The organism is Enterococcus sp. E5-37, assembly GCF_035726925.1.
In the GTDB taxonomy this organism is placed as follows: Bacteria; Bacillota; Bacilli; order Lactobacillales; family Enterococcaceae; genus Enterococcus_B; species Enterococcus_B faecium.
Genome location: NZ_JAPMLG010000001.1, coordinates 162,202 through 175,016, shown reverse-complemented (window position 1 = coordinate 175,016; position 12,815 = coordinate 162,202). Strand labels below are relative to the sequence as shown.

Below are 12,815 nucleotides of genomic sequence, written 5' to 3'. Positions count from 1 at the left end.
AATATGAATTTATACAAAGGAGCCGGTTGAATGAACCCTGCGATTCGACTAGATCAGCACATTTATCAAAAAAACGACTTTTCCCCTTTTGCATTAACAGATATATTAACGGAATATTCTAAAGAACACCAGCAAATCTTTTTACATTTCTGGCAATATGACTGCACAGTCATCTTAGGTATGAAGGATGTTCGAACTCCTTTTCTAAGTGACGGGATCCAAACACTGAAAGATGCAGGTTACGCTCCAGTGATCAGAAATTCAGGTGGATTAGGGATCGTATCAGATGAAGGAATTTTGAATATTTCTTTGATTTTCCCCCAAAGTGACACAAAAAAAATAACCATAGATGACGCTTACGAGCAAATGCTCCTATTGACTAAATACGCTTTTCCAAAGGCACCGATCCAAGCATTCGAAATCACCCATTCTTATTGTCCTGGAACTTATGATTTAAGCATCCATGGCAAAAAATTTGCCGGTATCGCTCAGCGTCGGATCAAAAATGGGATTTCTGTTATGATGTACTTAAGTGTCAACGGTAATCAGGAAAAACGTGGGCAAGTCATGAAGCGATTTTATCAATCTGCTTTAAAAGAAGACTTTGGTACAAATGGCTATCCTGCAGTGGATCCTGCTACAATGGCAACACTTGAAGAACTGCTTGACCAACCCCTTTTTGTAAAAGAAGTCAAAGAAGCATTTGCAAAAGCTTTTGAAAAGCTGTATTCTGCAAGTGATTTACAGGATTCTACCGACTGGCTAAAAAAAGAAATCCAGCTGGAGCAATGGAACAACCAAATCCAGAGAATGGAACAACGTAATAACATAAAGGAGCTACATTATGACAACCCCTTATAAATATCAAATGCTGCCTATGGAAAAAGTTTTTCGTGATCCAGTCCATAACTATATCCATGTCCAGCATCAAGTAATCTTAGATTTGATCAATTCGAAAGAAGTCCAACGTCTACGACGCATTAAACAATTAGGCACTTCTTCTTTCACTTTTCACGGAGCAGAACATAGCCGTTTTACTCATTCATTAGGCGTTTATGAGATTTCAAGACGAATCTGCGATATCTTTTCTCGAAATTTTTCAAAAGAAAAAATAGGCAACGGAGGCTGGGATGATCAGGAACGGCTGGTGACTTTATGTGCGGCACTGTTGCATGATGTCGGTCATGGTCCTTACTCTCATACATTTGAACATATCTTCCATACGAATCATGAAGCCATCACTGTAGAGATCATCACTTCTCCAGAAACAGAAGTGTATCAGATTCTTAACCGAGTAGAAGAAGGTTTTCCTGAAAAGGTAGCTAGTGTAATCCAAAAAACTTACCCCAACCCACAAGTTGTCCAAATGATTTCTAGTCAGATCGATGCGGATCGAATGGACTATTTGCTTCGGGATGCTTATTTCACTGGAACAGAATATGGAACATTTGATCTTACCCGAATATTACGTGTGATTCGTCCTTATGAAGGCGGGATCGCTTTTTCCATGAGTGGCATGCATGCAGTGGAAGATTATATCGTTAGCCGATATCAAATGTATGTGCAAGTGTACTTCCATCCTGTTTCCCGCGGTATGGAAGTGATTTTGGAGCATCTGCTTCATCGCGCACACGAGTTGTATCAAGAAGATGCCAGCAGTTTTGAACTCCATTCTCAATTACTTCTGCCATTTCTTGACGGAAGCTTTACTTTAGAAGAATACCTCAAACTTGATGATGGGGTCTTGGGCACTTACTTTACTCAATGGTCTGAATCTGCTGATCCTATTTTAAATGATTTAGCTAAACGTTTTTTGAATCGTAAACCACTGAAATCTGCTACTTTTTCTGGCAACCGGGATTCAAAATTAGTCCAAGAACTCACTTTGTTAGTAGAAAAGGTCGGATATAATCCTGTTTATTACACTGCTGTGAATTCTAGCTACGATCTACCTTATGATTTTTATCGCCCAGAACAAGGCAGACATCGCACACAAATCGAGATTTTGCGAAATGACGGAACTTTGATAGAATTATCACAGGTTAGTCAGCTTGTTGCTGCATTAGCGGGACAAGAACAAGGAGATGAGCGATTTTTCTTTCCAAAAGAAATGGTTGATCCGTCCTTGCGTGATCATTATGATTTATTTGACGAAACTTATCAAGAATTTGCCAGCCATATCCGTAATGGCGCATTGATTGAAATAAATTAAAATATATTGGAGGAAATTATGTCTATCAAACTAGTCGCTATCGACATCGATGGTACTTTATTAAATGAGAAAAGAGAAGTAACAAAAGAAGTAAAAGAAGCGATTGCCGCTGCTGTTGCAAAAGGTGTTTCGATCGTTTTATGCACTGGCCGTCCCTTACCAGGTGTCCAGGAACAGTTAAACGAGTTGAACCTTTTTCAAGATAATGATTACGTTATTACTTATAACGGGGCACTCGTACAACAAACGAAATCAGGTAAAATCATCGCCCGTCACGGACTGACTCATGAAGATTTCCTAGAGATCGAAGTGATGGCACGCCGTGTCGGCAGTCATCTCCATTCGATCGATGACAAAGCGATCTACACGCCTAATCGAGATATCAGCGCTTATACGATCCACGAAGCAAGTTTAGTCAAGATGCCGCTAAAATATCGAACACCTGAAGAAATGACACCAGACATGAACATCGTCAAAATGATGATGATCGACGAACCAAAAATTTTAGATGCAGCAATTGCGCGTTTACCGCAAACTTTCCGTGATAAATACACAACGGTCAAAAGTGCGCCCTATTACTTCGAAGTACTAAATAAAGAAGCAAGTAAAGGTGCGGCAGTTGCGAATCTCGCCCAGCACCTTGGTATTGATCAAGATGAAATCATGGCTATCGGAGATAACGAGAACGACTTATCCATGATTGAATATGCTGGTCTAGGAGTAGCAATGGGAAATGCCGTTTCTCTTGTCAAAGAAGCAGCAAATGTCATCACTTCATCAAACGACGAGCACGGTGTAGCTGAAGCAATCAAAAAATATGTACTGTAATAAATAAAAAAACTGAGAGAAAGCTGATCTACTCGCTTTCTTTCAGTTTTTATTTTTTTCGATCCATCTCTCGACTGCCCATCGGTGGCTACCACGTTTCAATTTCACAAGCGCTTCTTGAGGGCTCACCCACCAAATTTTATTGGTCTTTTCAGTTGGTTCTCCTATACGCTTCCAAGAATCAGCAACAAAGAAATATCCTGGATTATAATAATAAGTTGCACGATAATTCGAGTAAAAATACTCATCAGCTTCTCCCAGATAAGAAGAAATTTCTGCCACAATTCCCATTTCTTCTATCAGCTCACGGACAATCGCTTCTTCTTTCGTCTCTTCTCCTTCAATTTCCCCGCCAGGAAGAAAAAAAGCACCATTTGGAGCCTCGATTACTGCAATCTGCTGATCTCTTTCTATGACAATATATGCTGCATAACGGGTTTGATAATCAGCAAATTGCTTTTTTTCACCAAAAATTTGTTTATCCATGAATAGTTTCCACCTTAACAGTTTTATTTTCTATCCATTTTACATGAGAAATTTCTCATGAACAAGCACAAATCAACTATTTCCTTACTTCTTTTTGTTATGATTGAGTAAAAGGAAAAGGAGAGATGAATCTATGAAAATGGCTCACACATGTGTTCGAGTGAAAGATCTTGAAGCATCAATCGAGTTTTATCAAAAGGCATTTGGTTTTGAAGAAAGCCGCCGCCGTGATTTTCCAGAAAACAAATTTACACTTGTTTATTTGACACTTCCTGGGGATGACTATGAATTAGAGTTGACTTACAACTATGATCATGGTGCGTATGATCTAGGAGACGGCTATGGTCATATCGCTATTGTAGCTGATGATCTAGAAAAATTACACGAGCAACATAAAGCTGCTGGTCTTGAGATTACTGACTTAAAAGGATTACCTGGCACTGCGCCTTCTTACTACTTTGTCATTGACCCTGATGGTTATAAAATCGAAGTCATCCGAGGATAGTTAGTATGGGGCATTTTACTCTTGATTGAATAAAAAACAAACACCAATAATTAAAATGAGACGCAAACTTTTCATTAAATTGAAAAAGTTTGCGTCTTTTTTTAACAACCATTGTAGCTATAAGGCTGCCACTCTCCACCAATTTATTTTTAATTCATTTGAAAGAAATCAAATAAACGAGGTACCTTTAGAAAACAAAACTGCTTTTCCTCCTATTATCACACGATCTTCTTTTAATTCACATTCTAGATCCCCGCCCCTTGATGACATTTGATAAGCTGACAATTTTGTTTTATTCATTCTTTCTGCCCAATAAGGAATAAGATTAGAATGTGCTGATCCACATACTGGATCTTCATTGATTGTTAATTTTGGAAAGAAGGTTCTAGAAACAAAGTCTTTTTGCACACTTTCTGCTGTCACGATGACTCCTATTCCTAATTCAAAATTTTTGATAGCTGTAAAATCTGGCTGCAATTTAGCCACCGTTTTTTCATCTTCTAATACGAAAAATAAATCACGCGCTAAGTAGGCTTCTTTAATCTTAGCCCCAATCGCTTCTTCATATTCAGACAATATCGGCACTTTTTTCGGCATAATACTAGGAAAATCCATGTAATAATAATCTTTAATTCTTGTCACAAATAGATTACCGCTTTGAGTAGAAAATTTAATCGTTTCATCAGGTATTTTGTAATAGTTAAATAAAACAAATGCTGTTGCTAATGTCGCGTGACCACAAAGATCGATTTCTCGATCTGGCGTAAACCATCTAAGCTCAAATTCTTGGTTTTTCTTCACTGTAAATGCTGTTTCAGATAAATTGTTTTCAATGGCAATTTTTTGCATCGTACCTTCTGGCAGCCATTCTTCTAGCACATAAACCGCTGCTGGATTTCCTTTGAACACCTCATCTGCAAATGCATCAACTACGTAATAATCTAAGTTCATTTTAAAGCCCCTTTCTCTAATTTGTTATAAATATATTCTGCACAACAAAGATCTTCAATAGCTAGACCAACTGCGTCGAAAATCGTCGGCCTCGATTCTCCTTTATAAAATGTTTTTTTCTCAGAAACTAATTCGCCTAATGTACCAACAATACAAGATTCCTCTAAATCTCCTTCTGCCATGGCTATAAGCAGGTCCCCGCTTTCTGTTAAGGCAGCTGAGTAATCATCTACATAGATTTGAGAAGTTTCCATCAACGATGTACTTATCTCTCTTGTATCAGGAGTAAATGTGCCCACAGCATTGATATGTGCGTCTTCCCTTACCCACTCTTTTTGAAGAAATGCCTCTTTACTAGAGGTCAACGTACAAATGATTTCCGCTGGACGTACTGCATCTTCTACTGATATTGCATTTATAAACGTTATTTTAGGATACTGTTTTTTAGCTTTAGCGATAAAAGTATTTCGTCTTTCTTCTAAAATATCGTAAACAAACACTGTAGTGATGGGACGAATGGTAGAAATCGCAGTCAAATGCGACAATGCTTGTTGACCAGCTCCAATTAAAGCAAGTGTTTCTGCATGCGGATTTGCTAAGTAATCTGTTGCCAGCGCAGATACAGCAGCTGTTCGAATCCAGGTGACTGCATTTGCGTTTATCAATGCTTTGGGTAGTCCGTTTTGAGCATCAAACAAGAAAATCTCTCCTAAATGAGAAGGTAAATGATACTGATGATTATCCGGAAAAGCGGTAATGACTTTTGTTCCAAAATATCTGTTCTCCCCCAAATAAGCAGGCATCATCGCAAACATATTTTTGTCTTTTCCGTCAGGTAAAATTTCCACCAATCGAGGATTTTGGCTGATTTTACCACTTTCATAATCAAAAAAACATTTTTTCATTACTTGAATCGCTTCTTCAAAACTAAAAGAAGCTACTACTTCCTCAAAATTAATAATTTTCATAGACAATTCCCTCCTCACAAAAGATTAACTTCTAAAATCAATACAATCAATGGTAAAATTGTATGGTATACAATTTTAAGGAGTGGAGAAAATGCCTATTAATTCTTATGACAATTACCCGTTAACTTGGCGACCAGACAAACAAAAATTGAAGCGTCCTTATTATCGATCGTTGATTCAACAATTAGAACAAGATATTTTAAAGAATAAATTACAGAAAAACACTCAGTTACCCTCCCAAAGAGAGCTAGCTGATTATTTAGATTTAAATTTTACTACCGTTGGCAAGGCTTATAAATATGGAATTGAGAAAGGTTTGCTGTATACGAATATTGGAAGTGGCACATTTATTTCTCCCAATGTCTTTGAGTCCATCACCATCTCTACCAATGAAGTAACCGAACATATCATTGATTTTGGTCTGGTTAGTTCTTTTGAAGAATGTAATAAATTCGTTGTCCCGTTTATTCAATCAACTAGTAATAACCCAAATCTTGTTGGTTTGCTTAATTACCAAGATCCCAAAGGCACAAATTTTCAATTGACTACTGCAGCAAATTGGTTAGAAACTCAAGGAGTCATTCCGTCCTTAGAATCTCTATCTATTGTTTCCGGTGTTCAAAATGGATTGGCTATCACACTTTCTGCACTTTTCTCTCCAGGTGATAGAATAGCAACAGACCGATATACATACGCTAATTTCATTGAATTGGCTCAGTTATATCATTTAGAGATCGTTCCAATTGATTTTGACGAGCAAGGAATGCGACCTGATATATTGATTCAGGAATGTAGAAAAAAGAAGATTCATGGTGTCTTCCTTATGCCTTCTTGTAATAATCCTATAGGGTTTCAAATCTCTCACAAAAGACGAGAGCAATTAGCCGAAGTGATTGAAAAAGAAGGTCTATGGGTTATTGAAGATGATATCCATTCATTTTTAACAACTCACTATCAACATACGATCATTCCTCCTTTCCAAAAATTATTACCTAACCAAACAATCTACTTAGCTGGAATGACAAAATTTATTTGTTCTGGATTGCGAGTTGCTTATCTTGTAGTTCCAGTACATGTCCAAAGCAAGATAGAACAAGCAATTTTTAATATAAATGTGAAAACTTCTGGATTAGATGTGGAAGTCATCACTCAAATCCTCCATTCAAATGAAGCAAATAGGATCTTAGAAACTAAATTAAGTCTTACGAAAAGAGCCAATCAGCTTTTTGATTCTCTTTTCAAAGTAGAAAAACCAACGAATCGTGTCCCTTACTATCGAATTCTTCCAGTTGATCCTGAGATTGACCCTAAGATAATTGAGAATGACTTTCTTGCTAACGGTATCCGACTTTATCATTCCAGACGCTTTACTACACGTGCGCAACCAGATGCATTCGTTCGAATTTCCCTATCCTCTAATAACCTTGAAATTTTAGCTTCTGGACTAAGTATCGTAAAAGAAAAAATAAAAAAATATGAATTATAACCTATTGATAAATAAAGGAATCAAATCTTATTGATTCCTTTCAATAAAAAAGAGGCACTACCCGAGGTTCAACAACGGGTAGTGCCTCAAAAAATAAACGAACATTTTGCACTTAAAGTATCCAAGAAGCAAGAAAAATTATTTTATTTTCTTATTTTAATAAATCACTAGGTTTCTGTCAGAAGATGAAATTATCCAATCATGACACTTTCTTCTGGATATTTGTATTTTGATTGTGTTCTTTGTGCTTTTGTCATCAGAGAGAAGACCACAGTCAATACACCAACTCGTCCAATGTACATAAGCGCTATAATGATCAATTTCCCTATTGCAGTCAAGTCTGGCGTCAATCCCATCGTAAGACCTACTGTACCAAATGCAGAGAAGACCTCAAAAGCAATATATTCGATGCCAGAAGTTTTAGGTATCGTTTCAGTCACCGATAAAATCATGATGGCGACTACACACAACGTCAACGTAACAAAAAATAAAGTAAGTGCCCGCAACACTGCGCCTTGTCGGATGGTACGGCCAAATGCTTCCGCTCTCGTACGTCCTTTCAACATCGAACGCATCTGGATCAGCAACACACCTAACGTAGTTGTTTTCAATCCGCCGGCCGTCGACCCAGATGTTCCGCCGATGTACATCAAAAACATCGTTAAAATCAGACCTGCATGGCTCATATGGAGGTAATCAACTGAATAATATCCAGCCGTTCTAGGTGTCACACTCATAAAAAAGGTGTTTGCCAATCGTTGAAACATATTCCCTTCCACTAGCGTTGCCCCATTGCGCTCTGTGAAAAAGAACACAACGAATCCGCCTAATAAAAGGGTACCTGTAACGGTTAATGCGATTTTTGAATGAATCGTCATCTTCTTTTTCTGATGATATTCCAGTAAATCACGCCATACGATGAAGCCTAACCCACCAGAAATGATCAAAGCAGATACCACCATGATCAAATAAACATTTTGCTGGTGATTGGCTAAACTGTCTCCTAACAAATCAAACCCTGCATTACAAAAACTAGAGATTGCATGGAATAAACTGTACCAGATACCTTTCAACCAGCCAAATTCAGGCACAAATACAAAAGATAAAGCAACCGTACCAATCAATTGGATCACAAAGGCCAATTTCAGGATGTAAAGCATGAGCTTCATCACACCTGATACTTCTTCTAGATTCAGCGCTTCTTTTAATATAATACGTGTGCTGAGACTGACTTTCTTCTTTATCAATGCAAAGCATAGAATCGGAACCATCATAAAACCAAGACCGCCGATCTCAATCAAAAGCATGATCAAAAATTGACCAGCACTGTTCCAATGCTCTGCTGTATTCAATGTTGTCAATCCCGTTACACAGACAGCAGAAGTTGCAGTGAAAAGTGCATCGATAAAATTTGTCCCATGCCCACTATTACTAAAAAATGGTAGGGTAAGTAGGCCGCCGCCAACTAAAATCAGGAGAAAAAATCCTAATGCGAGAAGCTGAACAGCCGGCAAGCGTTTCTTTATTTGTTTGCTTTGTTTAATCATCGTTTTCCTCTTTTAAAAAAGGATACCACTTAGTCAGTGGTACCCATATTTTTTACTTTGATCAACCTTGTTACTTCTGCGCGCTCGTTTTCTTCCAGCTTCATACGAATATAATAGATCGTTTCTTCTAATTGAGGGATCGTCATATATTCTAATGCATTGACTCGCCGACGTGTCTTTTCGATTTCACTCGCCATCAGTTGACAAGTTTTTTCGATTTCTGTCAGTTCCAAAAGTTTTGGAAGCAGGGTAGTAAACCGATCGATTGACCGATCCAGTTCGGCACTGGAATTCAAATACCCGTATTCCAAAGGTGTGTCTGTCAGCTGTTCATCATATTCAAAATTCATCACAGGTACTTTTACACTCATGATATTTTTGTCTACGATAGACAAATCAACGTTTTCCGCCGGCAAAACAAATAATTCTTCGATGAAAGGTTCCGTGATCGAAGCATTTGCCAATACAAAATCAGACATTGCTTCTGTCATAGACTCTTCCATTTCTTGACGCAGCTGGTTGTTCTTTCGAATTAACAGGATGAATTGACGCATCAGTTCATCTTGCTTATCTTTTAATAATTTATGCCCTCTTGTGGCAGTTGTCAACTGTTTTTTCAATCGAGTCAATTCCATGCGGGTCGGATTCACATTCAATCGTGCCATCAGAACTCACTTCCCTTCTGGCAGATATTTGTCCAGCATGTCGTCTTTGATTCGTTTTAATTCGGTTCTTGGCAACATCGATAGCAGTTCCCACCCTAGATCAAGTGTTTCAGTAATCGAACGGTTCGTGTAGAATCCTTGATTGACATATTCTTTTTCAAACCGCTCAGCAAACTTCGCATAGATCTTGTCTACATCAGATAAAGCAGATTCACCTAAAACTACGGCTAATTCTTTTGCCTGTTTTCCTTGTGCATAGGCTGCAAAAAGCTGATTCATCGTAGCTGCATGGTCTTCTCTTGTCTTTCCGGGTCCAGTTCCCTTATCTTTTAACCGCGAAAGAGACGGGAGTACATCAATTGGTGGCTGAATCCCACTCTTGTAAAGCTCTCTAGTCAAGATGATCTGTCCTTCTGTAATATAACCAGTCAAGTCAGGGATTGGATGAGTTTTATCGTCTTCTGGCATTGTTAGAATCGGAATTTGAGTAACCGATCCTTTTAGTCCGCGGATTCTTCCTGCTCGTTCGAATAAAGTAGCTAAGTTCGTGTAAAGATACCCAGGATATCCTCTTCTTCCTGGAACTTCTCGCCGTGCTGCAGAAATCTCTCGCAATGCCTCTGCATAGTTGGTCATGTCTGTCATGATAACCAAAACATGCATTCCCTTTTCATAAGCAAGATATTCTGCAGCAGTCAAAGCCATACGAGGAGTAGCGATACGTTCGATTGCAGGGTCGTTTGCTAAATTCATAAACATGACAGAACGGTCGATTGCGCCCGTTTGACGAAAATCTTCCATGAAAAATTCTGCTTCTTCAAAAGTGATTCCAATAGCAGCAAAGACTACGGCGAAATCATCTGATGAATCGAGTACCGTTGCTTGTCGCGCGATCTGAGCAGCTAATTCTTTATGAGGAAGACCAGAGCCAGAAAATACTGGTAATTTTTGCCCACGAACTAATGTATTCAAATGATCGATTGCAGAGATACCTGTTTGGATAAACTCATCTGGATAATCCCGAGCTACTGGATTGATTACTTCTCCGTTAATATCCAAATGCTTTTCAGGCAGGATCTCTGGTCCGTTATCTTTCGGTCGTCCCAAACCATCGAATACTCGACCGATCATGTCTTCCGATACACCTAGTTCTAAAGGATGGCCTAAAAATCGTACAGAAGAGTCACGTAAATTGATCCCACTTGTTCCTTCGAATATTTGGACCATTGCTTTATCTTCTTGGACTTCCAATACTTGTCCACGACGAATCTCGCCATTTTGCATACGGACTTCGATTAATTCTTCATATTTGACACCAGCAACTTTTTCAACCGCCATCAATGGACCGACGACTTCACCGATCGTACGATATTCTTTAATCATTGCTCATGCCTCCTTCTGAAACGATCGTTTGCATCGTTTGCTTGATTTCACCAATAATTTGATCTAGTTTTTCTAATTCTGTTTCCGGGATATATTTGCTTCGTCCGATCCTTTCACGAATCGATACGGTACCGTCCATGATCTCACTTAAATAAGCACCTAACGACAACGCACGGCGTCCTTCTTCACCAAAGGTCAAGATCATCTTCAACATTTTGAACTGTTTCTCTCTTGAGGTGAATGTATCGACATCATCGAAAGCATTTTGCTGCAAATAATCTTCACGAATGGATTTTGCCACTTCTAATGTCAGACGGTCATTATCTGAAAGGGAATCAATCCCTACCAAACGCACGATTTCATTCAGCTGCTGTTCTTCTTGCAAAATACGCATGCCCTCGGTGACCATGGATGCCCAGTCAGCTTGAAGGATATGATCCATATACTTCCCTACTTCTGTTGAATAAAGAGAATAGCTTTGTATCCAATCGATCGAAGGAAAATGTCTTTTTTGGGCTAAACTGGAATCAAGACCCCAGAATACTTTTACGACCCGCAATGTATTTTGTGTGACTGGTTCCGAAATATCCCCTCCAGACGGCGATACAGCACTGATTGCGGTTATACTTCCTTCGCGACCTTCTGATCCTAATGCAATGACTCTTCCAGATCGTTCATAGTATTCCGCAAGCCGTGAACCAAGATAAGCTGGATAACCTTCATCACCAGGCATTTCTTCCAAACGTCCGCTCATCTCACGAAGTGCTTCTGCCCATCGTGAAGTGGAGTCTGCCATGATAGCAACGTCATAACCCATGTCACGGAAATATTCCGCAATTGTGATTCCCGTATAGATAGAAGCTTCTCGAGCTGCTACTGGCATGTTTGATGTATTAGCAATCAATACCGTACGTTCCATCAACGATTCTCCTGTATTAGGGTCAATCAATTCAGGGAATTCATTTAAAACATCCGTCATCTCATTTCCACGCTCGCCACATCCCACATAGACAACCATGTCCACATCGGCCCATTTTGCAATTTGATGCTGAACGACTGTTTTCCCTGCGCCAAAAGGACCAGGTACAGCTGCTGCTCCTCCTTTTGTCACTGGGAAGAATGTATCAATCACTCGCTGTCCAGTGATCATGGGTGCATCCGGGTTTAATTTTTCTTTGATTGGCCGACTACGTCTTACTGGCCATTTTTGAAGCATCGTCAAATTTTTGTCACCATTTTCGGTTTCAATGACACATACTGTTTCATCAATAGTGAATGAACCTTTTTCGATTGTTTTGATCGTACCTTTTATCCCATTTGGCACCATGATTTTATGTTTGATAACTTTTGTTTCTTCTACGATCCCGATAACATCTCCGGCACTCACCGTTTCTCCGGTTTCTACTGTTGGTTCGAACCACCATTTTTTCTCATGGTCCAATGCGGGCAATTGAACTCCGCGCCCTAAGAAATTACTTTGTGTGATTTCCATAAATGTATCTAATGGCCGTTGGATTCCGTCAAACATTTGTGAAATGATCCCTGGTCCTAATTCAACAGATAAAGCTTCACCAGTAGAGCGAACCGGTTCGCCTGGACCAATTCCAGAAGTTTCTTCATATACTTGAATAGACGCCACATCGCCACGCATCTCGATAATTTCTCCGATAACTCCTAGATCTCCCACTAGACACATGTCTTGGATACTGGCATCAGACATGTTCTCAGCCATTACAAGAGGTCCGGAGACTTTTATGATTTTTCCAATTTGCAAAATTTCTATC

General features: G+C 39.1%; 12 protein-coding genes. 5 read left to right on the top strand and 7 right to left on the bottom strand.

Annotated features, from left to right (window positions below):
- Positions 1-30: 30 nt before the first annotated feature.
- The 3 genes from OS138_RS00810 to yidA are packed head-to-tail and all read left to right on the top strand — an operon-like array spanning position 31 to position 3,040.
- A complete protein-coding gene (locus OS138_RS00810; protein WP_002295123.1) occupies positions 31-861 on the top strand; it encodes a lipoate--protein ligase family protein in 831 nt (276 codons plus the stop codon).
- Complete coding sequence (locus tag OS138_RS00805) at positions 845-2,212, top strand: HD domain-containing protein (RefSeq protein ID WP_002295121.1); 1,368 nt, start codon at positions 845-847, stop codon at positions 2,210-2,212. The genes OS138_RS00810 and OS138_RS00805 overlap by 17 nt, the downstream gene beginning before the upstream one ends.
- An 18-nt stretch (positions 2,213-2,230) precedes the next feature.
- Positions 2,231-3,040: a sugar-phosphatase gene (gene yidA / locus OS138_RS00800; protein WP_002333144.1), complete on the top strand. Its 810-nt coding sequence runs from the start codon at positions 2,231-2,233 to the stop codon at positions 3,038-3,040.
- Positions 3,041-3,082: 42 nt separating this feature from the next.
- Here yidA and OS138_RS00795 read toward each other — a convergent pair whose 3' ends face one another.
- The gene (locus OS138_RS00795) at positions 3,083-3,526 is read right to left on the bottom strand and encodes an NUDIX domain-containing protein (RefSeq protein WP_325069584.1); all 444 of its coding nucleotides are present in this window, start codon (positions 3,524-3,526) and stop codon (positions 3,083-3,085) included.
- 133 nt (positions 3,527-3,659) lie between these two features.
- Between OS138_RS00795 and gloA the strand changes: the two genes are divergently transcribed.
- Positions 3,660-4,031 carry a lactoylglutathione lyase gene (gene gloA, locus OS138_RS00790; RefSeq protein WP_002334120.1) on the top strand — a complete coding sequence of 124 codons (372 nt, stop codon included), beginning with the start codon at positions 3,660-3,662 and terminating at the stop codon, positions 4,029-4,031.
- A 168-nt stretch (positions 4,032-4,199) separates the two neighbouring features.
- Here the strand turns inward: gloA and OS138_RS00785 are convergent, their stop codons facing one another.
- Together OS138_RS00785 and OS138_RS00780 are read right to left on the bottom strand one after the other, a co-directional pair.
- Entirely contained in the window at positions 4,200-4,982 is a 783-nt protein-coding gene (locus OS138_RS00785; protein ID WP_002295114.1) for a PhzF family phenazine biosynthesis protein, read from the bottom strand.
- A complete protein-coding gene (locus tag OS138_RS00780) occupies positions 4,979-5,950 on the bottom strand; it encodes an ornithine cyclodeaminase family protein (RefSeq protein WP_002334119.1) in 972 nt (323 codons plus the stop codon). The genes OS138_RS00785 and OS138_RS00780 overlap by 4 nt, the downstream gene beginning before the upstream one ends.
- A 91-nt stretch (positions 5,951-6,041) precedes the next feature.
- On the opposite strand from OS138_RS00780, the gene OS138_RS00775 reads away from it, so the two are divergent.
- On the top strand, positions 6,042-7,436 hold the full coding sequence (locus OS138_RS00775; protein WP_002334118.1) for an aminotransferase-like domain-containing protein: 1,395 nt from the start codon (positions 6,042-6,044) through the stop codon (positions 7,434-7,436).
- Positions 7,437-7,627: 191 nt separating this feature from the next.
- On the opposite strand, the gene OS138_RS00770 is transcribed toward OS138_RS00775, so the two are convergent.
- From OS138_RS00770 to OS138_RS00755, 4 genes are read right to left on the bottom strand one after another with little or no spacing between them, the layout of a single operon-like run.
- Entirely contained in the window at positions 7,628-8,983 is a 1,356-nt protein-coding gene (locus OS138_RS00770; protein ID WP_002295106.1) for a TrkH family potassium uptake protein, read from the bottom strand.
- 29 nt (positions 8,984-9,012) lie between these two features.
- On the bottom strand, positions 9,013-9,648 hold the full coding sequence (locus OS138_RS00765) for a V-type ATP synthase subunit D (protein WP_002295103.1): 636 nt from the start codon (positions 9,646-9,648) through the stop codon (positions 9,013-9,015).
- Between the two features lie 6 nt (positions 9,649-9,654).
- Complete coding sequence (locus OS138_RS00760; RefSeq protein ID WP_002292842.1) at positions 9,655-11,031, bottom strand: V-type ATP synthase subunit B; 1,377 nt, start codon at positions 11,029-11,031, stop codon at positions 9,655-9,657.
- Complete coding sequence (locus OS138_RS00755; RefSeq protein ID WP_002334117.1) at positions 11,024-12,805, bottom strand: V-type ATP synthase subunit A; 1,782 nt, start codon at positions 12,803-12,805, stop codon at positions 11,024-11,026. The genes OS138_RS00760 and OS138_RS00755 overlap by 8 nt, the downstream gene beginning before the upstream one ends.
- Positions 12,806-12,815: the final 10 nt, after the last annotated feature.